The sequence below is a fragment of the Flavobacterium cheonanense genome (assembly GCF_039539185.1).
GTDB lineage: Bacteria > Bacteroidota > Bacteroidia > Flavobacteriales > Flavobacteriaceae > Flavobacterium > Flavobacterium cheonanense.
In genome coordinates this window covers 233,079-258,131 of sequence record NZ_BAABCT010000003.1, presented here as the reverse complement: position 1 = coordinate 258,131, position 25,053 = coordinate 233,079, and the positions used below count along the sequence as shown (strand labels likewise).

The 25,053-nt window shown below is 31.5% G+C and carries 19 protein-coding genes and 2 tRNA genes; 7 read left to right on the top strand and 14 right to left on the bottom strand.

What is annotated here, in order from left to right; all coding sequences use genetic code 11:
* Positions 1–415: 415 nt before the first annotated feature.
* The 5 genes from ABD766_RS08050 to xerA form a co-directional block, all read right to left on the bottom strand.
* Positions 416–1,075: a hypothetical protein gene (locus ABD766_RS08050; RefSeq protein ID WP_344816188.1), complete on the bottom strand. Its 660-nt coding sequence runs from the start codon at positions 1,073–1,075 to the stop codon at positions 416–418.
* Between the two features lie 169 nt (positions 1,076–1,244).
* Entirely contained in the window at positions 1,245–1,769 is a 525-nt protein-coding gene (locus tag ABD766_RS08045; RefSeq protein WP_344816187.1) for a 2'-5' RNA ligase family protein, read from the bottom strand.
* Positions 1,770–2,153: 384 nt separating this feature from the next.
* Positions 2,154–2,534 (bottom strand): hypothetical protein, encoded by a 381-nt coding sequence (locus ABD766_RS08040; protein WP_344816186.1) that lies wholly within the window; start codon positions 2,532–2,534, stop codon positions 2,154–2,156.
* A gap of 175 nt (positions 2,535–2,709) precedes the next feature.
* A complete protein-coding gene (locus ABD766_RS08035) occupies positions 2,710–3,645 on the bottom strand; it encodes a hypothetical protein (protein ID WP_344816185.1) in 936 nt (311 codons plus the stop codon).
* Between the two features lie 128 nt (positions 3,646–3,773).
* Positions 3,774–4,808 (bottom strand): site-specific tyrosine recombinase/integron integrase, encoded by a 1,035-nt coding sequence (gene xerA, locus ABD766_RS08030; protein ID WP_344816184.1) that lies wholly within the window; start codon positions 4,806–4,808, stop codon positions 3,774–3,776.
* A 204-nt stretch (positions 4,809–5,012) separates the two neighbouring features.
* Here xerA and ABD766_RS08025 point away from each other — a divergent pair, with 204 nt between their 5' ends.
* Complete coding sequence (locus ABD766_RS08025) at positions 5,013–6,203, top strand: C40 family peptidase (RefSeq protein WP_344816183.1); 1,191 nt, start codon at positions 5,013–5,015, stop codon at positions 6,201–6,203.
* On the opposite strand, the gene ABD766_RS08020 is transcribed toward ABD766_RS08025, so the two are convergent.
* Entirely contained in the window at positions 6,204–6,887 is a 684-nt protein-coding gene (locus ABD766_RS08020; RefSeq protein WP_344816182.1) for a response regulator transcription factor, read from the bottom strand.
* A gap of 51 nt (positions 6,888–6,938) precedes the next feature.
* Positions 6,939–8,192, bottom strand: a complete 1,254-nt coding sequence (locus ABD766_RS08015; RefSeq protein ID WP_344816181.1) for a sensor histidine kinase — start codon at positions 8,190–8,192, stop codon at positions 6,939–6,941.
* 176 nt (positions 8,193–8,368) lie between these two features.
* On the opposite strand from ABD766_RS08015, the gene ABD766_RS08010 reads away from it, so the two are divergent.
* On the top strand, positions 8,369–8,782 hold the full coding sequence (locus tag ABD766_RS08010; RefSeq protein ID WP_344816180.1) for a DUF1573 domain-containing protein: 414 nt from the start codon (positions 8,369–8,371) through the stop codon (positions 8,780–8,782).
* 79 nt (positions 8,783–8,861) lie between these two features.
* Here ABD766_RS08010 and ABD766_RS08005 read toward each other — a convergent pair whose 3' ends face one another.
* From ABD766_RS08005 to ABD766_RS07990, 4 genes are all read right to left on the bottom strand, one after another.
* A complete protein-coding gene (locus ABD766_RS08005) occupies positions 8,862–9,350 on the bottom strand; it encodes a hypothetical protein (RefSeq protein WP_344816179.1) in 489 nt (162 codons plus the stop codon).
* 43 nt (positions 9,351–9,393) lie between these two features.
* Positions 9,394–10,695 carry a 30S ribosomal protein S12 methylthiotransferase RimO gene (rimO, locus tag ABD766_RS08000; RefSeq protein ID WP_344816178.1) on the bottom strand — a complete coding sequence of 434 codons (1,302 nt, stop codon included), beginning with the start codon at positions 10,693–10,695 and terminating at the stop codon, positions 9,394–9,396.
* 149 nt (positions 10,696–10,844) lie between these two features.
* Positions 10,845–12,359, bottom strand: a complete 1,515-nt coding sequence (locus ABD766_RS07995; RefSeq protein WP_344816177.1) for an OmpP1/FadL family transporter — start codon at positions 12,357–12,359, stop codon at positions 10,845–10,847.
* Positions 12,360–12,476: 117 nt separating this feature from the next.
* The gene (locus tag ABD766_RS07990; protein ID WP_344816176.1) at positions 12,477–13,469 is read right to left on the bottom strand and encodes a hypothetical protein; all 993 of its coding nucleotides are present in this window, start codon (positions 13,467–13,469) and stop codon (positions 12,477–12,479) included.
* Positions 13,470–13,569: 100 nt separating this feature from the next.
* Between ABD766_RS07990 and proS the strand changes: the two genes are divergently transcribed.
* From proS to rpsT, 4 genes are all read left to right on the top strand, one after another.
* Positions 13,570–15,048, top strand: a complete 1,479-nt coding sequence (gene proS / locus ABD766_RS07985) for a proline--tRNA ligase (protein ID WP_344816175.1) — start codon at positions 13,570–13,572, stop codon at positions 15,046–15,048.
* Positions 15,049–15,132: 84 nt separating this feature from the next.
* Positions 15,133–15,204, top strand: a tRNA-Glu gene (locus ABD766_RS07980).
* Positions 15,205–15,248: 44 nt separating this feature from the next.
* A tRNA-Glu gene (locus ABD766_RS07975) sits at positions 15,249–15,320 on the top strand.
* A 156-nt stretch (positions 15,321–15,476) separates the two neighbouring features.
* Complete coding sequence (gene rpsT, locus ABD766_RS07970) at positions 15,477–15,728, top strand: 30S ribosomal protein S20 (protein ID WP_298303183.1); 252 nt, start codon at positions 15,477–15,479, stop codon at positions 15,726–15,728.
* A 49-nt stretch (positions 15,729–15,777) separates the two neighbouring features.
* Here the strand turns inward: rpsT and ABD766_RS07965 are convergent, their stop codons facing one another.
* Complete coding sequence (locus ABD766_RS07965) at positions 15,778–16,191, bottom strand: response regulator (RefSeq protein ID WP_298303181.1); 414 nt, start codon at positions 16,189–16,191, stop codon at positions 15,778–15,780.
* Positions 16,184–17,851, bottom strand: coding sequence for a PAS domain-containing protein (locus ABD766_RS07960; protein WP_344816173.1), 1,668 nt, complete (start codon positions 17,849–17,851; stop codon positions 16,184–16,186). The genes ABD766_RS07965 and ABD766_RS07960 overlap by 8 nt, the downstream gene beginning before the upstream one ends.
* Before the next feature lie 216 nt (positions 17,852–18,067).
* Between ABD766_RS07960 and typA the strand changes: the two genes are divergently transcribed.
* Positions 18,068–19,864, top strand: coding sequence for a translational GTPase TypA (gene typA, locus ABD766_RS07955; protein ID WP_344816172.1), 1,797 nt, complete (start codon positions 18,068–18,070; stop codon positions 19,862–19,864).
* Positions 19,865–19,935: 71 nt separating this feature from the next.
* Here the strand turns inward: typA and ABD766_RS07950 are convergent, their stop codons facing one another.
* Complete coding sequence (locus tag ABD766_RS07950) at positions 19,936–25,038, bottom strand: T9SS type B sorting domain-containing protein (RefSeq protein WP_344816171.1); 5,103 nt, start codon at positions 25,036–25,038, stop codon at positions 19,936–19,938.
* Positions 25,039–25,053 lie beyond the last annotated feature (15 nt).

The following is a 25,053-nucleotide window of genomic DNA, read 5'->3' as shown; positions in this document are numbered from 1 at the left end:
GATATTATTTTCATTTGTGGGTTGGAAAAAATTGCACTCTTTGGGTCTTGCGAAGCGTTGGCTTTTGTATCGGGCAAAACCAAATGTGTGCAATGCGGGTAGGCAAAAAGAAATTTTAAAAAATGCGAAGGGTCGGTTTTTTCTTCCTTTTCTGTCACCTGTCCCAATAGCAAAATATGGTCAGCTTGAAAGTCTGTCCGCTTGGTCGATATGGTAAGTATGTCGAATCCGTTATTATTCATTGTCTTACTGTGTCGTCTGTCTTTTTAGCATTGGTGGTAACGTTTGGCGGCTTCAAGAAGTGGCGAACTTCGTAACCGCTTAATTTTCCACTAAGATAATATTTATTGCGAAAGAAAAACGTGAATTTAGCACATTTTTCGCCATTTCTTGAAACCGCTGTTATGAGCTGGTTTTATTTCCGCAAAACTTTTATCATTCCATCTGCGCCTCGCTTTCCATATATTTTCGGAGCTTCTTCTTTAGTGATAATTTGGATGTCTTTAATATTCATTTTTTCAAGAGTTTCAAAAAGTTGATTCGGTTCATAATCTGATATCGTATAATCAAGAAATAAAAGTGGATTTGGACCAATTTCTCCATTTTTGATTTTCTCTTCAAGAAAAGATTTTACATTGTAAGTTTTTTGTCCTTTTTCGTTTATTGAGTAGTTCGAATCTTCTTTAATATTCAGTTTATGTTCTCTAATAATTTTCCAAAACTTCTCAGACCATTGTCCATTATCCCAAACTGCTTTTTTTGAGTTAAGAATATTTTCTAGGATGTTTTCTTCTGTTTTTTGTTCAATTAGAAAGTTTAACAAGAAATGCATATCCATTGGCCATTTTGTTGCTTCCATTTTATTTATAAAATTTTCATTAAAAGGTTTTAAGTCTTTTTTGTAATCATCTTTAAGAACTTTTAGAAAGTTCCATAAGTCTCCAGATTCCAGTTTTACAATACTGTCTGAGACAGACTTTTCAAATTCTGCTTTCGGAAGTTTGTCAAGTTTTTTGTAATTATCTTCTTGAGAAAAACAAAAAAAAGGAAGTAATAACAAAATGAATATTCTCATATTTTGCAGATTTTTCAGAAACTAGCTTATAACGGTTTGGCGCTTGGCGCAGTGGCGGATTTCGGAGCAAAAAACTGTCAATACACCACAAAAGTTGATGCGAGGTAGAATTTTTAATTAACCACTTCACCCGCCATTGAGCCAAACGCCTGTTATAGGGCGTTTTTCTTTATTTAAGTTTAATTTCTTCAATTGTCGTTACAACATCGTCTTCATATCTTACAATTGTCAGCCGTGAAATTGTACCTTGTAACTCAAACTCCTTCTTATTCCATTCGTCAACCATTTTCTTACATTTATATCTGTCTTGTGAATTTCCAATACCTATGTGAGGTACAAAATCAAGGTCAAGTCGCAAGTTGTCTTTGAGTTTATCGCTATAAAGTTTGTCATGAAGTTTCACTATTCTACTGTATCCTTCGTCCGGCACTAAGAAAGTATGAAAATAGTCACTAAAAGCATCTTTATTAATTGTTGCACACCGAATAATAAAGTCAAATTTTACCGAATTTGCAGATTTGTCTTTAACTTCTCTAGTAAATTCTTCTTCTGAAATGTCAAACACAGGAAAAACAATCGTAAAATGAGGATTGACTACGTTGAAAAATAGTTCGTCATTGTCCTTGCGATAACTTTGAATTCTGTCGAAACTTTCACTTGTCAGTTCTGGATATGCTAATACTAAGTATGCCATCTATTTGTCTGTTTGCGGTTTGTTTTAAAATGCCCTATAACGTATTGCAGCTACCCGAAGGGCGGGACTTTTACCACAAAACTTGATTTGAAAAACTAATGTTCCATTAACCACAAAACTGTCTTTGGAACACGAAACCCCGCCTTTTGGGTAGGTGCTGTTATAGGGCGTTTTTCTTGTCATTTGTAATAATAATAAATCAAAGTAATAAAAATTAGGAGTGTTGTAGGTCTTGTACTTAGATTTGTCATTTATCTGATAATCAAGAAGCTCTTTAGCCGTTTTTCAAATTTCTTGTGTCAAAAAGTAACCTGTTTGTAGTTTTCCTAATCCTGTCATTTCTTAATATTAAAAGTTAAATCAATAATTAATTGAAATCATTTATCATTTGAAACTTAATACCTCTGTGTAATAGTAATATCCTTCTAACGTATTTCTGTTCTTTAAACCACATAATTCTTGAGTTAGATTGAAATATGGTGATGGTGCTGTCTCATAAGCATTGAGTGAGTAATTAACCGTGTGAGTTTTTTTATACCGCACAACTCCCGATTCTTTTTCTTTTATAACAAGTCTAAAAGTTATACTTGTTATCGACTGTTTTGTCTTGTTTTCAAAAGTAACACTCCATTTATTAAAGCAACCATCTTCATTCCATTTCCATTGATGATAAGTATCATCTACCAAACGGTTTTTAGTTTCAGTTTGTGCTGTTACGTTCAACAAAACTGTAAAAAATGCGAAAAGTAAAGTAAGTTTTTTCATATCAATTAAATTTTAGTTTATTTCTTCAAAATGCCCTATAACGGTTGGGTGTATGAGCAGTAGCGGGTATTAAGCACTACACTTTGTAAAAACACTGAAATTTCGGTTAAGAACAAATTTACATAAAAAAGCCCAAAACCCGCTATTGCTTATACACCGTGTTAGCAACTGTTTATTATTTTCCGAACAACCTACTCCAAAACCCTTTGTTTTTCGGCTGTTCAGAATTCGTCTTATTAGAGTTATTATCAGGGAATTGAAATGTCCTTTCATTAAAAGGAACTTTTCTGTAACTTTCAGATGCAATTTTTAGATATTTTTCTTTGTCAATGTTAGAAACAACGTACTTTTCTCCATTTTCAAAATTATCAATTTCAATATAATGTTCAATTCCTTCCAAGTTGCTCTCCAATAATTTTGTAAGTACATCTATTGTTTCTTTATCATTTTTTATAAGAGTTCCCATTACTTTGATTCTTTCTTGACTCAAACTCATTAAATAAATTTCAAATAATTTTCTGTTTAAAATTAATAGCTCATTTTCAGTTACATTTATTTCAAAATCAGGATTTTTAGATAATTCCATATTAAATGACATCCAGATTGCTGGTAAAGTAAAATTTACGATTTCTCCATTTAAACCACCCTTGTCATTAATAAATGTTCGTGTAAAAGGATAAAAAAACCAAGTATTAAATTCGGGGTAAATTTTTTGAATTATGTGCTTATGTCCAGAATGATGAGATTCTTGTTCTAGAATTTTATTATCATTTTTAATCACATATCCTTCAGATGAACATTTGCCACCATAACAATCTACATTTGTATAGGCAATTTCTTTGTTAGGAAATTGAATTGAAAAATTCTTGATTTTTTCATGTATCCCATTACCAAAATAATGTTCAACTTCTGATTGATTTGTGAAAAAATTATCTGGAAATTTATCAAAAGGATATTCAGTCCATTTATCATTTGATTGACAAACAATACCCTCAAAAGGAGTATAAAATTTTTTGGCATTAAAGAATTTAAAGTTATTAGAAAAATATTCTAATAATTCATTTTCATCATTTTCAATTGTAACTATTATGTTGTGTGTATTGTAACTCATTGTTTTTTTGTTAAATAGTTGCTAACTAGTATATATGTATGACAAAATCATACATAGTAACCTGTTTTGAGGTAGATATGTATGACAATCATCATACTTTTTAATATATCAAATATATAAAAAAATGTTTATAAATCATCAAAAGGACTTTTTATTTGTTGAATGTTTTTTGTGCTAACATGGGTGTAAATTTCGGTCGTTTTACTACTGTTGTGACCTAATAATTCTTGAATATATCTCAAATCGGTGCCGCTTTCTAATAAATGTGTGGCATAACTATGGCGCAACCAATGTAAGGTTACAGGTTTATTTATTTTGCATTTTTGTAAAGCTTGCTTTAATACGCTTTGTAAACTTTGTTCAGAATAAATTGTGCCAGGTTCTTGCCCTTCAAATAGGTAGCTCTTGGGTTTGTGAACTAAATAGTACTCTCTTAATATTTCTAAAATTCTAGGAGATAATGGTGTTATTCTGTCTTTCTTTCCCTTAGATTGTCTTATAATTACAACATTTCTTTTAGAATCAATATCTGTAGGTTTTAAGTTCAATAATTCACTTCGGCGTAAACCACAACTATAAATCATTGAAAGCATTGCTTTGTGTTTTATATTACTGTGAGATTCTAATATCGCTTTTATCTCTTCTTTACTTAAAACATTTGGTAATACCTTTTCTCGTCTAGGTCGATGTACTTTTTCTATATCTATATTCTTTTCTTGAATGGTATTAAAATATAATTTTATAGCATTTACTATTTGATTTTGATAAGAGGAAGATAGTTTGTTTTTAAAAATATACTCATTGTTATAAGTGATTAAATCATCATTTGTGATTTCTTTACTGCTTTTTTGATTGAAAAATGTTAAAAAAGATCGTAAAGCATCGGTATAGGTTTTAATTGTGTTTGGACTATAACGTTTTGATTTTAACCACAATTTGAACTTTTCAATTTGTTCAAATCCTTCTGTTGATGGTTGATTGATAGTTGCACCAAATCTTATCTGATTTTCGATGGTATTAGGAAGATGCCAAACTTGTTTGCTTTGGCTCCATCGTGAGCCTTCAAGTTTCTTTATTCGTTCAATTAAATCTTTATTTTTTTCAAAATAAATGGCAATTCGTTTTTCTCCGTTATGGCTTATAATTTTGGCGCTCCAATTCATGGCTTATAATTTTGTAATGTAAAAATAATAAAAAAAACATTCAAATAATAAAGAATTAGAATTATTGATAATCACTCAATTTTTGATTCAAAAAAGTATGTTTTTTTAAATTTAAGTTAAAAAACATCGACAAAATGCACATTTATTTGTAAATTGCAAAACTTTTTAATGGCACATTTTGGTGCTGAGAATTATACTTAACTCATGAAATTTTTCAAACTATTTATATTGTTCTTTCTGTTTTTATCTGCCCAAACTTTTGCTCAAAAAGTAATTAAACACAAAGTAAAATCAGGTGAATCAATTTATTCTATCGCCAAAAAATACGACGTAACCCAATCGGAAATCTTTGATTTGAATCCGAAATTGAAAGGCGCTGTCTTGGGTTTGAATGCAGAGGTTAAAATACCGAATAAGAAGTTTAAAGAAAAGGAAAAAGCAACTAAGAAAGAAACGATTGTTACTAAAAAAGAAACTATAGAAAGTGAAGAGATTCTAAAACAAGATAAGGTTAAAGAAGTTCAAGGTGCTTCGAAAGCTACGCATAGTGTAAAATCAAAAGAAACTTTGTACAGTATTTCTAAAAAATATGGTGTTTCTATGGAAACGTTGTGTGAATTAAATCCGGTTTTAAAAACCAGTAATCTAAAAGTTGGAATGAAATTGCAATTACCTAATATGGAAGAAGCAACGCTTCCTGAAAAAGTGGTTCAAGAACAAAATCCAATAAAAGAAATCGTTACAGAAACTAAAGTAGAGCATCTGGTTTCTAATGTGGATGTGGTGCATAAAGTGTTGCCCAAAGAAACCTTATACGGAATTTCAAAACAAACTGGCGTTTCTATAAAAGAATTGACAAAACTAAATCCAAGTGTAGCCAATGGCTTAAAAGTAGATCAGTTTTTAATCATCAGAAAAGGAACTGGAGAACCAGTGGTAAATAAATCGGAAGTGGTTGAAGTGCAAAAGGAAATTGAAACTGCTAAACCTTTATCGGCAGCCAACTTAACTAAGGCCGTATTTTTAATAGAAAAAGCTTCAGAACATATTGGAACTCGTTATAGAAGAGGAGGAACAACTAGCGCCGGATTTGATTGCTCAGGTTTAATGTTTCATACTTTTAAAAGCATTGATATGACTTTGCCACGTTCGTCTCATGAAATGGCAGGTGTTGGTGAGCGAATAAATAAATCGCAAGCCCAAAAAGGTGATTTAATCTTCTTTGCCACTTTTGGAGGCTCAAGAATAAGCCATGTTGGAATGATTACAGAAGTTTTGGAAGACGAAATAAAGTTCATTCACTCGTCAACTAGCGCTGGAGTAATGATATCATCAACAAAAGAAGGCTACTATTCAAGAAGCTTTGTTCAAATCAATAGAGTGTTGAAAGAATAATTATTCAACATTAAATTTGAAACCAATTCCGTGTAAATTTTCAATGGTGATTCCTTTTTCATTGGCTAAAATTTTACGCAATCGAGATATGAAAACATCCAAACTTCTTCCCATAAAATAATCGTCGTTGCCCCAAAGTGATTTAAGTATTTCTTCACGTTTCATTACAACATTTTTGTTGTCTAGAAATAGTTTTAATAATTCGGCTTCACGTTGCGTCAAACTAATTTTTTCGGAATCGGTAAATACCAAATAGTTTTTGTGATCGAATTGGTATTTTCCAACAGTATAAATCACGTTTTCTACCGTGGTATTTTTCTGAGAACGCTTTAAGAAAATTTCGATTTTAAGCAACAATTCTTCAATGCTAAAGGGTTTTACTAAATAGTCATCTGCTCCAAGACGTAATCCTTTAATTCGGTCTTCTTTCAAGGTTTTAGCCGACAAAAAGATGATAGGCACATCGGAATTCAACTGACGAATCTTTTCAGCCAATTCAAAACCATCCATTTTGGGCATCATAATATCAAAAATACAAATATCAAAAGCTTCACTTTTAAAAGCTTTAAGACACATTTCGCCATCTGTGCAATGGGTTACATCGTAGTGCATTTCTAAATTGTCTTTGGTTAGAAAGGCAAGCGTTTCATCGTCTTCGGCGTAAAGAATTTTATATTTTGTCATTTTATGCTGAATTTATTTTAGCACCTCAAAAATGCTGAATTATTTACTTAGTTATTTAGGTATTTCAATTGAAATTGTGATTCCTTTATCGTCATTATTAGTGGCGAAAATTTTCCAATTATGTTGGGTACAGATTTTCTTTACGTAGTACAAACCAAGACCGAAACCATTTACTTCATTACTTTTTGTACTCGGAATTCTGTAAAATTTATCAAAGATAAAATTTAAATTTTTATTAGAAACGCCAATTCCATTATCTGAAAAATCCAATTTGATTTTGTTTTTATCTTCTAAAATATCAATTGAAATCGTTGGGTTTTCATCGCAATATTTTATAGAATTATCTAAAAGATTATAAACGATATTGGTAAAATGAAATTCATCTGCATTGATTTTGGTAGTTTCATCAGCATTAATTTTTACGGATAAATTAGGATGTTTTAATTGCATGTTTTCAATTACATCTATTATTATCGGTACCAATAGAATTTCTTTTTTATTCATCGTCATAGGAGCATTATCCGATTTGGCAATGTTTAATATTTGCTCAATATGACTGTTTAGTTTTTTACTTTGATTGATGATAATCTCGGTGTATTTTTCGAGTTTAGTATCTTTTTGAATGATTTCTTGTTTGTTCAAATAGGTTGAAGCGAGTAGGATGGAGGATAGCGGAGTCTTAAACTCGTGCGTCATATTGTTGATGAAATCACGTTGCAATTCAGAGTATTTCTTTTGTTGGATAATGGTGTAAATGGAATATACGTAAACCAATAAAATGATAATTAATGCAATGGAAAGCACAAACCAAAAACGCAAAGAGCTCAATAAATAACTAGTTTCGTCAGGAAAACGAACAGCAAAATAATAGACCAAGTTTTCGTGCTTTGGAAAATAAACCGATTTTTGAATCGCTTTTTTATCTCCAAAAGAAACGTAATTGCCATAAACCATTTCATCACTTTGACAATTGTACATGGCATATTCAAAATCGGTGTTGATATTGAATTTAGTAAATTCCGATTTTAGATAATGTTCTAAAATATCGGGTTGAAAATCGTTTTCGACATTGACAATATAATAATCATTAGCAATTTTCTTAATCGGATTTTGTATTGGAAGTTCACTATTTGTCCCTTGGTAAAGTTTTTTAACTACTTCTAAAAGAGCAATATGGGTGCGTTGAGAGAATTTTTTTTCTTCTAAATTGAAGGCTTCTTTTGTCCATAGTAATTGTGCTATCAATATTCCAATGGTAGCAACCAATCCGAGAACGATTATTATGTTGAGGTTTTTAGTTTTCAATATTGATGTGTTTCAAAAGGTAATATTACTAAAAAAAAGCACCAACTTTTTTCAGTTAACAAGTCATTAACAAACATTTGAAATCGATTAACAGAAGTAAAATAGTTGTTGACTTATCTTTGTATTGTTCATTTATAGTGGACTTTAAAACAAAACAAATTTAAACAAATAAAAATATGAAAATTTTAAAAATTTCAATGTTAGCTTTGACTTTAGGATTAATGTCATTTACAGTAATTTCTAAAGAAGAAACTCCAACAGTAAAAACTACGGAAGCAGGTTCTATTGCTTGGAAAAGTGAAACTATCGACGTAGGACAAATTCCTCAAGGAACACCAAAATTGATTGAATTTCAATTTAAAAATACAAGTAATAAAGCAGTTATCATTACAAATGTAAAACCAGCTTGTGGTTGTACAGCTGCCGATTATACTAAAGAATCTATTGCGCCAGGAAAATCTGGATATGTAAAAGCTACATACAATGCTGCTGCTGCTGGTTCATTTACAAAAACTGTTACCGTTACAACAAGCGCTGATGTTAATCCGAAAGTTTTAACTTTTAAAGGTACTGTTGTAGCAAAATCATAATTGATTATAAGGTTGGTTAATAACGCGAAAAACTCCTAAACTTTATTGTTTAGGAGTTTTTTATTTGTGATTTGTGTTTTTATCTCGATCGTTTTTCTTTCAGTTTGTTTAAATTTTCTTTTTTATTTTCAATAAACTTTTTATACTTTTCTTTTTGCTCAGCATTTAAAAAAGTATTTATTGTTGTGTCGGTTTTTTCAGAGATTGCTTCAATTTCTTTAGTTTTGTCTTCTTCAGAAATTTCATCATTTTTTACAACTGCATAAATCTTTTTTGAACTAGTTTCTATTTCTTTACGGATGACAATAATTTGTAGTTCATCTAATTTTAATTCTGTTTTTAAAAATTCAACAGTTTTGTTAATGTTTTCTACTCTTTCTTTTTCTATCTCTTCAGCACTTTTTTCATTGCGTCCAAAATTACTGTTATTTTGGATATTCTGTTGGTTTCTTGTGCCCATTCCCATTCCCATACCATTATTCATTCTATTTCCACCAAATTGAGCTGATGCAAATGTTATGGAGCCTAAGAGTAAACTTATTGTAAAAACTGATTTTAATGTTTTCATATCAAATTGTTTAGAGAGTCAAATTTATAAAAAATATTTCAAATTATACAGGTTCACCGTATAAATCATATTCTGTTGCTTCAATGATTTTTACATTTACAAATTCACCTGTTTTTACATAGAATTTTGCAGCATCAATAAGAACTTCATTATCTACATCTGGACTATCAAATTCGGTTCTTCCAACAAAATGTTCACCTTCTTTTCTATCAATAATACATTTAAATGTTTGACCAACTTTTTCTTGATTCAAATCCCATGAAATTTGTGATTGTAAGTCCATTATTTCTTGAGCACGAGCTTTTTTAACTTCTTCAGGAACATCATCTTCTAGAACAAATGCACCAGTGTTTTCTTCGTGAGAGTAGGTAAAGCAACCCAAGCGTTCAAACTTCATTTCTTGAACCCAATCTCTCATGATTTCAAAATCTTCTTGTGTTTCACCTGGATAACCAACAATTAATGTAGTTCTAATCGTCATTCCAGGAACGGCTTCACGAAAATCTTTTAATAATTTGGTAGTTTTTTCTTTTGTTGTACCGCGTTTCATAGATTTCAAAATCTTATCAGAAATATGTTGCAACGGAATATCAATATAATTACAGATTTTTGGTTCGCGTTTCATCAATTCCAATACATCCATCGGAAAACCAGTAGGGAAGGCATAATGTAATCGAATCCATTCAATTCCTTCTACTTTCACAAGGTTTTCAAGTAATTCGGCAAGATTACGTTTTTTGTATAAATCCAAACCATAATAGGTTAAATCTTGTGCAATTAGAATTAATTCTTTCACACCATTTTTTGCTAAACCTTCGGCTTCTTTAACCAATTTTTCAATAGATTGGGAAACGTGTTTGCCTCGCATAATTGGAATGGCACAAAAACTACAAGGCCTATCACAACCTTCAGCAATTTTTAAATAGGCATAGTTTTTTGGTGTTGTTGTAAGTCGTTCACCAAGTAATTCGTGTTTGTAATCAGCACCAAGCGCTTTCAACAGAAGAGGTAATTCTGTAGTGCCAAAATATTGATCAACATTCGGAATTTCCTTTTCTAAATCAGGACGGTAGCGTTCAGATAAGCATCCGGTAACGAATACTTTATCTACAATACCTCGTTCTTTTTTATCTGCATATTCCAAAATAGTATTTACAGATTCTGCCTTAGCATTATCAATAAAACCACAAGTGTTTATTACTACAATATTTCCTTCTTGTTCATGCACAACATCTTTGCCACTAGCTTTCAATTGTCCCATTAAAACCTCACTATCGTAAGTGTTTTTAGAACATCCTAGTGTAATGACATTGATTTTGTTTTTCTTTAACGATTTGGTTCTCATACCTTAATTTAATTGGTCCCGACAGTTCGGGAGCAAAATTACAATAATTAATTTGAAGTTGTTTCAGAAACTATGAATTTCATTTGAAGATTATTCCATAAAAAAACCATCCGAAAATCGAATGGTTTTTTAAAATGTTTTTTATCAGATTATAATTCAAATATTACAGTAAGAGTTACATTATCTGTTATATTTTCAATTCTTGCTGGATCAACAAGTCCTTGCGAGAAGAATTGTAAATTGTAATTTCTTTTAGCATGAGCGTAAGCTAAGTCAACTTTAGTTGAACCAAAATTATATCCTAATCCACCAGAATAACCTGTTAAATCACCAATAGCATTACCATTTTTATAAGGGCTTTGTTCCCAACGGTAACCACCTCTTAAGCTTAGTTTTTTGATTTTATATTCTGTACCCAATCTAACTTCACTTGAGGTTGTTAACAAGTTTCTCATTGATCTGTTTTCATTAGGGAAATCGTTTTGAGGTCTGTACTCCATGTTACTGTAATCTTTCATAGAATAATCAAGACTTATCAATCCTTTTTTTCCGAAGATGTAAGCAAAACTACCAGTCCATTTTCCTGGAGTTTGTAGTTTATAAGGTTGAAAAATCATAGTTACGTTAGGGTCTGTAATTTGAGTAGAATACAAAGTATTATCTTGAGTAGCATTCAATCCATAACCTGAAGTTACAACTCGTTGAGATAATTCATCGTTAAGTCGATACCACGTAGGAGATTCATAAGCCAGACCTAATCTTACTTCTTTAGTTGGTTTAAAAATTGTTCCAATATTGAAAGAGAAACCTGTTCCGTAGGTATAAAGTTGGTTGTTAAAACGAACTCTATCTACTGTAGACCCAACAGCGTATCTTGGATTATCATTAGCTTCAAAAAAGCTCGAAGATTGTCTATAATCAATAAAGTGTGAGTTTAAATTAATACCAAAAGCGAATTTATCCTTATATTCTGTAGCTGCGTTAAAAGTAAGTTTTCCATTATAACCAACACTTTCTATAGAATTTTCTTGATAGTAATTTCCGCCACCAGCTATATTAGTGAAATATTCTATATTGTTGTTTGTTGTGTTTAAAGGATCAATTATATACGAATTATACCCTAGATAAGCTTGTTGTTCGTTAAAAAATAAATCCTCATAATTAAAACTATTTAAGTTTCCAAAGGGCACACCATTGGCATAACTTAAAAAGTAATTATCTATTGAATTTTGTCTATTTACTCCAGATGAAAATAACGAGTTATCTAAATTTCTAGCATTTTCATAATTTATAGCTATGGAGAATTTCTTCCAATCGCTTTTAGCACTTCCATTTTCAAATATAAAAACGGCACCAGCCTGATTTAAATCAAAACTATTATCATTTTCAGAAGTTTTATTTCCGAAATAATTGGAATTGTTTTTAATATTAAAATTGCTTAGAGTTAATCCCACTTGATTGTTAGCAAATATTACAGAACCTGCTGGATTTACATTAAGTGAAGAAAAATCACCACCTAATGCTCCAAAAGCGCCACCCATTGCTCTAAAGCGTGCAGTTCCGTTCAAATCAGTTTGACCATAACGTAAGGCATCGTTTATATCTTGTGCTTGTATTGTTGAGACAGCTAATGTTGCTATCGCAATTGCAAATATCTTTTTCATATATGTAAAAGTTGTTTATTAGTTGTCATATATGTTATCGCCTTTTATTTATTGGTGTTTGCTTATGCAACCTTGTTGTTAATGGCGATTTCATAAATTTTTACTTTAGATTGATAATTATCTTCTACCTCCGCCAGACGATCTACCTCCACCGCCTCCACCGCCGAAGCTACCACCTCCACCGCTACTTGGACTTGGAGAGTAAGATCTTGGACTATCATAACTTCTAGTGTTTGTGCTAGTTCTAACAGGACTTGTAGTTGGTCTAACAGTGTTGTTATCATTTCTAGTAGGACTAGTAGTTCTTACGCCGCCAGTTTGAGAATCATTTCTAGTCGTATTTGGATTTCTAACAGTAGTATTAGTACGTCTAACTCCATCAGTTTGATAACTACTTCTTATAGTATTTGTATTTCTGGTATTTCCTATATTAGAGACTCTTCTATTTCCCAAACCATTATTTATATTGTTATTGTAATTGGTGTTTCTTCTTCCGTTAGAAAAAGCATAATTATTACCATTCCATCCGTTATTCCAACCCCAACCATTTCCATACCAACCATTATTCCAACCCCATCCTGGTCCGTACCAATTATTCCAGCTCCAACCGTTGTTCCAACCCCAGTTGTTCCAGCCCCATCCTGGACCGTACCAATTATTCCAGCCCCAACCGTTGTTCCAACCCCAGTTATTCCAGCCCCAATTATTCATACCCCAACCGTTGTTCCAACCCCAGTTGTTCCAACCCCAACCATTGTCATAAACATTAACGATAATATTTTCAGAATTGTTAGATCCCCAGCCAGCATAGTTTACTTCAGTTTGAGATTGATTTCTTGAAACGGTATCATTATAAGACGAGTAAGTTTCAACATCTGTAAAAACCTCCTCACTTTCTTGCTTTAAAGAACTAAAGTATTCTTTATAATAAGCACTGTTAGCTTTCGATTCTTCAGTTTGTTTAGGTTTATTGTCGGTAGAACCATAAATTCCATCATTATCATAATATGAAGTGTTTTGGTATGAACCACAAGAAGTTCCAATTAATGCTAAAACTCCAAATACAGAATAAATGGAGATTTTTTTGGTAAAAAAATAATTTGTTTTCATATCTATAGCTTTTTTATTGTTGGACATTACAAAAATAGTTAGTTTTGCCGAACTATTTAGTTAAAATAAGTTAAACAATTTTTATGCCAAACTATTCATTATGAGTAAGAACTTAACAAAAAGAGAAGAGGATTATTCCAAATGGTATAACGAACTTGTAGTTAAAGCAGATTTAGCGGAGAACTCAGGTGTAAGAGGTTGTATGGTAATTAAGCCATACGGTTATGCAATATGGGAAAAAATGCAAGCAGAATTAGACAGAATGTTTAAAGAAACAGGACATAGTAATGCCTATTTTCCTTTATTTGTTCCTAAGAGTATGTTTGAAGCTGAAGAAAAAAATGCTGAAGGTTTTGCAAAAGAATGTGCCATTGTTACTCATTATCGTTTAAAAAATGATGAGACACGTCCAGGTAAATTAATTGTAGATCCTAATGCTAAATTGGAAGAAGAATTAATTGTTCGTCCTACAAGTGAAGCTATCATCTGGTCTACTTATAAAGGATGGGTTCAATCCTATAGAGATTTGCCTTTACTGATAAATCAATGGGCAAATGTGGTTCGTTGGGAGATGAGAACGCGTTTGTTTTTAAGAACTGCTGAGTTTTTGTGGCAAGAAGGTCATACAGCACATGCTACCAAGGCAGAAGCTATTGAAGAGTCTGAAAAAATGATGAATGTTTATGCAGATTTTGCAGAAAATTTCATGGCTATTCCTGTAATAAAAGGATTAAAAACTGAAACTGAACGATTTGCTGGTGCAGAAGAAACCTATTGTATTGAGGCATTAATGCAAGATGGGAAGGCACTTCAAGCAGGAACTTCACATTTTTTAGGGCAAAATTTCGCTAAAGCTTTTGATGTTAAATATGCTAATCAAGAAGGAAAGCAAGAATATGTTTGGGGAACATCTTGGGGTGTATCTACCCGTTTAATGGGAGCATTAGTTATGACTCATTCTGATGATAATGGATTGGTTTTGCCACCAAATTTAGCTCCAATACAAGTTGTTATTGTTCCAATCTTTAAAACGGATGATGAATTTGAAAAAATATCTGAAGTTGTAAATGGTTTGATGGCTCAATTCAAAAAATTGAATATTTCTATCAGATATGATAATAGAACTACTCAAAAACCAGGATTCAAATTTGCAGAATGGGAATTAAAAGGAGTCCCTGTAAGGATAGCGGTTGGACCGAAAGATCTTGAAAACGGAACTTTTGAGGTAGCAAGAAGAGATACACTAACTAAAGAAGTAGTTTCTAAAGAAGAAATTGTTACTTATGTAAGTGATTTGTTAGATACAATTCAAAAAGATTTATTCCAAAAAGCTATAGATTACAGAACTGCTCATATAACAGAGGTTAATTCTTTCGAAGAATTTAAAGATGTATTAGAAAATAAAGGAGGTTTTATTTCGGCTCATTGGGATGGAACACCAGAAACAGAAGAAAAAATTAAATATTTGACTAAAGCTACCATCAGATGTATCCCATTAGATAGAGTGGAAGAGGATGGAAAATGTATTTTTTCTGGAGCTAAATCTACTGGTAGAGTGTTGTTTGCAAAAGCATATTAAAAAATTATTAAAAAAAGTGCTTACTACTATTGCGTGAATTAAAAATAGTTGTATTTTTGCACTCGCATTACAAAATAATGTAATGGCCCGTTCGTCTATCGGTTAGGACGCATGGTTTTCATCCATGTAAGAGGGGTTCGATTCCCCTACGGGCTACAAGTTCAGTTTACTGAAAATAAAGATTAACGAAGGATGATATTGGCCCGTTCGTCTATCGGTTAGGACGCATGGTTTTCATCCATGTAAGAGGGGTTCGATTCCCCTACGGGCTACAAAATTAGTTGTAAATAAGTTTTGTAAAATAATAATTGGTGTCTCTGTTATTATTTTATTAGTTAAAACCAAAGTGACTTTAAATTAAGTTGTGGGAGGTTTTTCTTTTTTAACTAGTAGTTTATAACAATTATTACAATTAAAAAAAGGAAAAAATGGCAAATCATAAGTCAGCTTTAAAAAGAATTAGAAGTAACGAAAAGAAAAGAGTGTTAAATAGATATCAGCACAAAACTACTCGTAATGCAATAAAAGCATTAAGATTAGCTACTGATAAATCTGATGCCTCTTCAAAATTATCTAGTGTAATCTCTATGATTGATAGACTAGCTAAGAAAAACATTATTCATGACAACAAAGCGTCAAACTTAAAATCTAAGTTAACTAAACATGTTGCAAAACTGTAATGTTTTAATTATGATAAAATAAAAAAAGCTTCCAATTTGGAAGCTTTTTTTATTGTGTATTGTTGCTAAAGGAGTAAAGCATTTCTTTGGTAATAGGTTTGGATAGAAAATCGATAACCATTGAGTAAGACTTTGATTTTTCTATATCTCTAGGGTCAATAGTAGAGGATAATACAATTACTTTTAGTTCAGGGAAAAAATCGTGATACTTGTTTTCGGAGAATATATCAAGAAATTCCCATCCTCCCATTACAGGCATATTTAAATCTAAAAACATAAGTTGAGGTAGGATAATGTTGTTATCTTCTTCTAAACTATTTTTTAAGTTGTCAAAATATTTAAGTGCATCTTCACCATTGTGTGCTGTATCTATTTGTTTAGAAAAATCAGATTTTTCAATTACTTTTTTACACAGCATAAGTGTTATGGGATCGTCATCAACACATAATATTTTATTATACATCTTTATTGTTTTTAAAAATTATTGTGAAAGTAGTTCCAACTCCAACTGTGCTATCAATACTAATAGTGCCTCCCATTGATTCTACTTGAGATTTTACTAAGTACAAGCCTAATCCTTTACTATCTGGATAGTCATGAAATCTTTGGTATAATCCAAATACTTTATCTTTATTTCTTTCTAAATCAATTCCAATTCCGTTATCTTTGAATGTGATAATTGTTTCATTTCCCACTTTTTTTGAAGCGATTGAAATTTTTAATTGTCTAATTGGATCACAATAACGTAACGAATTTGACATCAAATTTAATAAAATACTTTCAATGTAAGATTTGTTTAAGTAAACTATTTGATCCTTATTTAAATCCATTTTGATAATTGGTTTTTTTACTCCAATTAAAAAACTTAATTGATTAAAAACATTTTCAAATACATCCTTAATGACAATACCTTCTTTTTGAATAGATGGACTATCTTTGATGATAATCACATTTACTAAATCATTTATGGTTTCATTAAGTTGGTGTGTAGATTTAGAAAAACCACTAATGATTTCTTTTAATTCTTGATTTTCTATAGGAATATCCTCAACTAGATTTAATAGTCCAGTTAGATTAGATAGTGGAGCTCTAAGATTATGTGAAGTTATATATGAAAACTGCTTCAGATCTTTGTTGTTTTGTGTAAGTTCGCTAATAAGATGTTCACGTTCTTTTTCACGTTCTTTTTCGACTGAAATATCTCTTTGTATTGAAATCCAATGAGAATGTTGATTATCTTTGTTAGTAATAGGAATCATTGTAAGATTTACCCAATATTGCTCGCCGTTTTTTCTTTTATTTAGTGCTTCAAAAGTAAATTCTTCTTTCTTTTTAATGACTTCGGCTAATTTTTTTATATCATTCCTAACACTAAATTTATTCATCAAAATAGTAGCATTTTTTCCAATTACTTCTTTTGATTTATATCCTGTCATTTTTGAAAATGCAGGATTGACAAAAACAATTTTTGGTTGTTCTTTTTCTGTATTACTTGTTTCTGTAATTATTACGGTGTCTTTTGTTTGAGTAATAACGGTTTCTAACAGTTTTAATCTTTGTTCTTCTTCTTTTTGTTTGGTGATATCTTGAATAGCACCTATCATACGAATTACATTTCTGTCATCATCCATTACTAAAAAGCCTCTATCGAAAACATATTTATAAGTTCCATCGGCGCACATGAATCTGTAATAATCTTGCCATTTTTCAGTTTTCTGTTCAATGAATGAATAAAGTTTTACCGACATTTTTAAGCTGTCTTCTGGATGAATTTTTTCGAACCACCACTGAAGATTATCTCCTACATCTTCTTTTTTGTAACCAAAAACGCCTTGTATTCCTTTGTTCCAAATGAAACCACCAGTTTTAATATCCCAATCCCAAATAGTATCACTGGTTGCTTTGGCAACTATATCATATCTTTCATTTGATTCATAAAGGTCTTTGTTGATTCTTTTTAAGTTGGTAATAGAATCATTATTTTTTTTATCAATTGTCTTAAAAATAATTATTAAAGCTATTGGTGAGCAAATAATTAGAAAGATAAAAATATAAAGACTGTAAAATAATTGATCATTAACAGAAATGAAGTTTACAATATAGTAGTGGCTTATTAAAGCCAAAATGAGGATTATTAGGAAATAAATTACTATACTTTTGTAAAAAAAACTTTTCATTACTCAAAAATAAAAAAAAAATAATGAAACCATCTTTTTTATCAAAAAAATAATCAAATTTTTAAACATTCAAGTAATAATAGTTATTAAAATGTAAACTCTTGTAAGCAAGGTTTTTTATATCAAAATAAAGTGTACCTTTGCACATTCTAAAAAAATCAGATGGAATCTATCAGAAACATTGCAATTATTGCCCACGTTGACCACGGTAAGACTACTTTGGTTGACAAAATTATGTATCATTGTCAGCTTTTTCGCGAAAATGAAAACACAGGTGACCTAATTCTTGACAACAACGATTTAGAGCGTGAAAGAGGTATTACTATTACTTCTAAAAACGTTTCTGTTTCGTATAAAGGAACAAAAATTAACATTATTGATACTCCAGGTCACGCCGATTTTGGTGGTGAAGTAGAACGTGTATTAAATATGGCTGACGGAGTTTGTCTTTTAGTAGACGCATTTGAAGGTCCTATGCCTCAAACTCGTTTCGTGTTGCAAAAAGCTATTGACTTAGGATTAAAACCATGTGTGGTTATTAATAAAGTTGATAAAGAAAATTGTACACCTGAAGAAGTGCATGAAAAAGTTTTTGATTTAATGTTTGAATTGGGTGCAGAAGAATGGCAGTTGGATTTTCCTACGGTTTATGGTTCAGCTAAAAACAATTGGATGTCTGATCATTGGGAAAATATGACAGATAATATTGAGCCTTTATTAGATATGGTTGTAGAACATGTTCCTGCGCCAAAGGTTTCTGAAGGTACACCACAAATGTTAATTACTTCTTTAGATTTCTCTTCATTTACAGGTCGTATTGCGATTGGTAGATTAGAAAGAGGAGTATTGAAAGAAGGTATGCCAATTTCTTTAGTAAAAAGAGATGGTTCTGTAATGAAATCGAGAATTAAAGAATTACATACTTTTGAAGGTTTAGGTCGTAAAAAAGTACAAGAAGTTATAGCTGGTGATATTTGTGCTATTGTTGGTGTTGAAGGTTTTGAAATTGGTGATACTATTGCAGATTTTGAAAATCCAGAGGCTTTACAAACTATTGCTATTGATGAGCCAACAATGAGTATGTTGTTCACAATTAACGATTCGCCTTTCTTTGGTAAAGAAGGGAAGTTTGTTACTTCAAGACACATTAGAGATAGATTGACAAAAGAGTTAGAGAAAAACCTTGCAATGCGTATGGGTGAAACTGATTCTGCTGATAAATTTATGGTTTTTGGTCGTGGAGTACTTCACTTATCGGTTCTTATTGAAACAATGAGAAGAGAAGGATACGAATTACAAATTGGTCAACCACAAGTTATTATCAAAGAAATTGATGGTAAAAAATGTGAGCCAATTGAAGAATTGACAATTGATTTACCAGAAAATCTTTCAGGTAGAGCCGTTGAATTTGTTTCTATCCGTAAAGGTGAAATGCTTTCGATGGAAGGTAAAGGTGAGCGTATGATTGTTAAATTTAATATTCCATCACGTGGAATTATTGGTTTGAGAAATCAATTACTTACTGCTACTGCTGGTGAAGCAATTATGTCACATCGTTACATAGGTTATGAACCATTCAAAGGAGAGATTCCAGGAAGAAACAATGGTTCGTTAATCTCTATGGAAAATGGAAAAGCAATTCCTTATTCTATCGATAAATTACAAGATCGTGGTAAATTCTTCGTTAATCCAAATGATGAAATTTACGAAGGTCAAGTTATTGGAGAAAATTCTCGAAGTGATGATATGTGTATTAACGTAACAAAAGCTAAGAAACAATCTAACGTTCGTTCTTCTGGAAATGATGAAAAAGCTAGAATTATTCCACCAATTATTTTCTCATTAGAGGAAGCTTTAGAATACATTCAAAAAGATGAATATGTTGAGGTTACTCCAAAAACTATTCGTTTGAGAAAAATTTATTTAACTGAAAATGATAGAAAAAGATTTAAAATCTAATTCTTCAAATTTGAATATAAAAAAAACCATCAGTGAAAACTGATGGTTTTTTTATGGAATTAATTTTATGATTATCTTTTAAGAGCGAAGTGTCCTTTTGTATTTCTACCATCATCAAAAGTAATATTATACCAATAATCATCAGATGGTGCTAAATTACCATTATAAGTTCCGTCCCAACCTTGACCAATTGCCGATATTTGTTTTACTAATTTACCATATCGATCATAAATGTGGATTATAGAGTTAGCATAGAATTGCTCATTTGCTCCTTTAATATTCCAGGTGTCGTTAAACCCATCACCATTTGGAGTAAAATATTGAGGAACTCCAAGTACAGAAATTAATTGTTCTGTTATTCCACAACCATTCAAATCTTTTACATAAACCGTATGGAATCCCATTGGTACATTGTTAAAAATATTTGAATCTTGATATGGGCCATAAGGTTCTTGAATACTATAAACATAATCACCATTTCCAGATACAATTACCTCTACAGAATTATTTTCAGATAAATCAATAATATTGATATCATCAATTGTTGCAATTACTGAAGTGGTAACTTCAATTGTTCTCGTTTTTGGGCAACCCAATGAATTGGTAACAACAACTGTATAAGTTCCACCAGTATTAACAGTTATGGAATAATTTGTCTCACCTGCAAGTAAATTTCCTTCTAAATACCATTGGTATGTGTAGGCACTTGAAGGTGTTGCATCTGTAATGCCAGCATCTAATGTTACTGTAAAAGTTGGAAGATTTGTACACACAAGTTGATTTGCCCATCCATTTTGATTTAAATCAATACTAGGAGTTGGATTTACAATAAAATTTAAAATTGTTGAAACAGGACAACTAGGATTTAATGGATTTGTTAATGTTAAGGTTATATTTTGAGTTCCAGTTGTAAAAGTTGGTGGTAAATTATTTAGAATTACTGTACCATCTTGAAGTGTAAAAGATATATCAAACCCAGTTTGTCCTTGCAAAATTGTTGGAAGTATATTAGTTGTATCAAAATCTAATAATCCATCTTGGTCAGCAGGATCGGTTTCATCATCACAAAAAGTTAATTGATTTGGAAGTAAAGGAAATATTTGTGGCAAATCATCGACTATAAACTGAATTGTTTTCTCGTAATAGCAAGGTCCATCAGATGCTAATGAAGGATTATTTGTTAATCTCACTGTAATTGTTTGAGAAGTATTTACTGAAAAAGGATTTGTCATAGTAAATTGAACTCCTGATGCATCATAATAGGTTACGTCAATATTTGTTTGACCTTGAAGAATATCGCTCTCAAGAGTTGAAGTATCGAATCCGTAAATTCCATCATGGTCGTCATCACAATGGCGAATGACATTATTTACCCCAACTGTATTGAAAACAGGTGTTGGTTCAACGATAACATTAAAAGTTTTGAAACCATAACATCCGTTATTAATATTGCTATCTACACGCACCCAAATGGTTTGTGAATTTGGATAGCCAATATTTCTATAATTTGAAATATTTGTTATAGCTAATGAATTACCATTACTATCATTTTCAGCATTAAAATCGGCTTGATTTTTATAAAATTTTATTGTAAAATCAGAGGTTGGAGTAGGTAATTGGGCTAAAGTGTTGTTATAAATTTGCGTTAAGTCAAATGTTGCAATTCCATCATATTCGTTATTGGTTGCATTAATATAATCATCACATTTTACTTGATTAGGTATGATAAAACTAGCAGGTAATTGCGGACTAGAAACAATCAAATCTAATCTTGCAACACTGAAACAGTTATTAGCATTTTGAACTCTTACCCAAACGGATGTATTAGCTGTTGTAAATGCTAATGGGCTTGAAATTAAAAATGCTGTATCATTTGTTTGAGCTGCAACTTGATTTGTGAAAAAAGTAAAAGTTTCGTTTAATGAATTAGTAGAAATAAACGTATTTTTTTCGGTTAAATTGAAGGTAGAAATACCGTCAGTATTATCATCACATTGAATTAGTGATAATGGAGAAACCACAACAGGTAATGCATAAATTGATAACGAAGCGTCACCAGAAATTAGTCCGCAAGAGTTTCCTATTCTGTTTAGAATTACTCTATACTTGTATCCGGCCATTGACATTGTGATGTTATTTACAGCTAAAATATCAGTAGTAGCTCCAGCATAATTTGTATTGTTTGTAATATTTGTCCACGTCAAACCATTATCTGATGATGCTTGCCATTGATAAGTGGTTATTGGCGTTGAAGTTGTTAATGTAAATGTTGTTCCTTGTAATTCACAAGAAAATTGATTCGCCGGTTGAGTCGTTATTACAATTGGAGCAGGTGTGAAATAGTTAGAATTTGGATTAACATAACCAGTTCCGCTTGTTACAACACCATTGTTTGGATTTACTGTTGGTGGAGTTGTAGTTCCTAAAATTCCATCGTTATTTCCATCGGCATAGCCAGCTTCAATTACATCATTGCAACCATCTCCATCACTATCTAAATCTAAGTAATTATTTAATAAATCACTATCAGTATTAGCGATACTGTTTGCAATAATTCCGCTATCTGGAGTGGTTTCTAAAGAGTTTAACCAACCGTTGATACCAAAATTTGCACCATCAATCATTCCATTAGAATTGGCGTCGGTTACAGTATATCCAGATTCATTTAAATCATAAATTCCATCATTGTCAGAATCTAGGTCAAGATAATCAACTATGCCATCATTATCAAAATCAACTGGTGTTAATCCGGTGTTGTAAGCATCATCAATTCCGTCATTATTAGCATCAATATTTGATACAGCTACAAAAGAAGCGCCTTGTACTTCTATATAATCAGGAATTCCATCATTATCACTATCATAATCAAATTGGTCATAAATGCCATCACCATCATAGTCTTTTGGTACACAAGTTGCAATTATTTTGAATGTTGATTTATTAGGTAAAGCATCAGATAAATTTCTATGAGAAAAACTTATTGAAGTTACTTGACTGGCCATAAATTTGAATGTTCCAGTTCCTGCAGCTAATGGTGTGGTACTGTTTACTCTGAATCGAATTTCGAATGAAGAATACTCTGTAACACCGCTTTCAAAAATTCCATCATAGTTGGTATCAATTAATAATTGATTTGTTGGATTTAAAACGGTTATTGTTTTATTTATTGGTGAATTGATAATAAATTCAGCATTAGCATCTAATAAATCAGTTGAATTTGCTGTTGCAACATATTCTATGGCTAATGATATAGGTTGAGGAAATGTAAGTTGGTATTTAACGGTATTTGTTTTTCCTGGTGGAATATCTGTTACAAAACTTCCATCTGCATTTCCAATAAAAGGCGCTGCACTTGCTGTTGTTGAAGTTGAAATTGCTCCAGTAAATGAGTTAGAATATGTTCCAACAGCAACTGTTCCTGCAAGAGGATTTGCTAAGGAAACATTTTGATTTCCAAACGATTCATCACAATTTGTAATTCCATCACCATCATAATCTTGATCAATGTTATCGTTAGAGTTATCACTATCGGAGTTAGTTGGACAGGTACTTACAGGAATTTCATCTGAAAATAAATCAATACCACATTCCGTCAATGTTGCTTTTACTTTATAATATCCAGGTTGAAGAGGAGTATATGAACTCGATGTTGCACCTGTAATTGCTACTCCATTAAAATACCATTGAAATACATCAAAACCACTTAATGAACTTATTTCCAAGTTCACATTGGGAATACAATTGGAACTGCTACCAGCTACAGGTTGGAAAACTACTTCTGGTCTGAAAGTAAACCCTGAGTAAAATCCACCATAAGTTGCAGCACCACTTGAACCATAATAAGATAAATATACTTGCTCTGAGGAAAATACGGAAACATTACCGTTTAATCCGTCAAAAGTATAGGTTACATAATTTGGATTTCCTGTTACTACAAATGGTCCGTTAACATTAATACTTCCTGGCAAACTTGCTAAAGTGTAACTTGTTCCATTAATTATAAAATTTAAAGTAGCACCAGTTTTTGTAACTAGACATACCGTTCCATCAAAATTAGATTGGTTTCCAACTTCATTAATGAAAGGAATGTTGTCTATTGTTTTTGGTGTCTGGCAACTTAAAGGAGGTAAAAAGTGCATGTTTTGATTGGCTTGACTAGAAGAACCTCCAATTCCTTGATAAGCAAAAACATTTTTTGAAGTGTTTACATATAAATTTCCATTAGCAGAAAACTGAGAACCATCAAGTGCTAGATATTCTCCTGCGTTCAGCGTTGCAATTGGGGTTGTTAATCCATTTGTGAATACTTGAGTGTTGTCTTCATGAGCAACAATTAATGGCCTTTCGGTAACATTAACTCCAGAACCTTTTATAAAAATATATTCTTGACCAGTTCTTTCAGCTGAAACAATTTGGTCAAAACCTAAATCTAAATTACTTGTAGAACCATTACTTCCTGCAAAAGAACCACAATTTACTGCGATTGGTTTATTGGAATTTATTAGCATTCCAATTAAACCATCTCTATTTGGATTTGATGGACCTTTTACGGCTATTACATAACTATCACCTGCATTAAGAGTAACATTTGCAGGTGTATTTCCTGCAGCAACATTATTTAATAATGTTACACCTGTTTTTATATCATCAAATGTAATTGTAGTATTATTTTCTGTTGCGAGTATAGAGGCAAAAGTAAAGTAGTTTTCGGATGAAGATGGAGCTCCGGTATTAATGAAACCACCAATTCTAAAGTTAGTACCTAAAGCAGCACTACCTTTGGCGACAAGTCCACCAGCATGTAGACTATTTTGGGCAGTCAATCTAACAGTCACATAGATTAAATCTTGTGCTTGAATAATAAATCCTTTGTTGTTTTTAACAACACTTACATCAAATTCATTAGTTATAAGTTGAGTATCAGTTCCAAAACCAATTGAATATACGTAAGGCGCGTCTCTACTTACAGTACCATCAATTGTTGTACCACCAATTTCTTGAATTTGAAAGTTGATGGGAACCAAACTTGGGCTTGAAATATATAGAAACTGTTCTTGAGGATCAACAGAATTTGTATGAGATAATGGTGGGATGTAATGCGTTTTGCTAAATTGTGCAAAGCAATTAGCTGATAATAAAATGGTTAGTAGGCATAGTAAAACTCTCTTTTTCATTTGATAAAAATAGCA

Bases quoted from the DNA above. Each gene is read 5' to 3' on its own strand.
- ABD766_RS07950 (WP_344816171.1), bottom strand. From the start codon at position 25,038: ATGAAAAAGAGAGTTTTACTATGCCTACTAACCATTTTATTATCAGCT.
- ABD766_RS08010 (WP_344816180.1), top strand. From the start codon at position 8,369: ATGAAAATTTTAAAAATTTCAATGTTAGCTTTGACTTTAGGATTAATG.
- ABD766_RS07965 (WP_298303181.1), bottom strand. From the start codon at position 16,191: ATGTATAATAAAATATTATGTGTTGATGACGATCCCATAACACTTATG.
- rpsT (WP_298303183.1), top strand. From the start codon at position 15,477: ATGGCAAATCATAAGTCAGCTTTAAAAAGAATTAGAAGTAACGAAAAG.
- ABD766_RS08020 (WP_344816182.1), bottom strand. From the start codon at position 6,887: ATGACAAAATATAAAATTCTTTACGCCGAAGACGATGAAACGCTTGCC.
- proS (WP_344816175.1), top strand. From the start codon at position 13,570: ATGAGTAAGAACTTAACAAAAAGAGAAGAGGATTATTCCAAATGGTAT.
- ABD766_RS08050 (WP_344816188.1), bottom strand. From the start codon at position 1,075: ATGAGAATATTCATTTTGTTATTACTTCCTTTTTTTTGTTTTTCTCAA.
- ABD766_RS07990 (WP_344816176.1), bottom strand. From the start codon at position 13,469: ATGAAAACAAATTATTTTTTTACCAAAAAAATCTCCATTTATTCTGTA.
- ABD766_RS08040 (WP_344816186.1), bottom strand. From the start codon at position 2,534: ATGAAAAAACTTACTTTACTTTTCGCATTTTTTACAGTTTTGTTGAAC.
- ABD766_RS08005 (WP_344816179.1), bottom strand. From the start codon at position 9,350: ATGAAAACATTAAAATCAGTTTTTACAATAAGTTTACTCTTAGGCTCC.
- ABD766_RS07995 (WP_344816177.1), bottom strand. From the start codon at position 12,359: ATGAAAAAGATATTTGCAATTGCGATAGCAACATTAGCTGTCTCAACA.
- xerA (WP_344816184.1), bottom strand. From the start codon at position 4,808: ATGAATTGGAGCGCCAAAATTATAAGCCATAACGGAGAAAAACGAATT.
- ABD766_RS08035 (WP_344816185.1), bottom strand. From the start codon at position 3,645: ATGAGTTACAATACACACAACATAATAGTTACAATTGAAAATGATGAA.
- ABD766_RS08045 (WP_344816187.1), bottom strand. From the start codon at position 1,769: ATGGCATACTTAGTATTAGCATATCCAGAACTGACAAGTGAAAGTTTC.
- ABD766_RS08025 (WP_344816183.1), top strand. From the start codon at position 5,013: ATGAAATTTTTCAAACTATTTATATTGTTCTTTCTGTTTTTATCTGCC.
- rimO (WP_344816178.1), bottom strand. From the start codon at position 10,695: ATGAGAACCAAATCGTTAAAGAAAAACAAAATCAATGTCATTACACTA.
- typA (WP_344816172.1), top strand. From the start codon at position 18,068: ATGGAATCTATCAGAAACATTGCAATTATTGCCCACGTTGACCACGGT.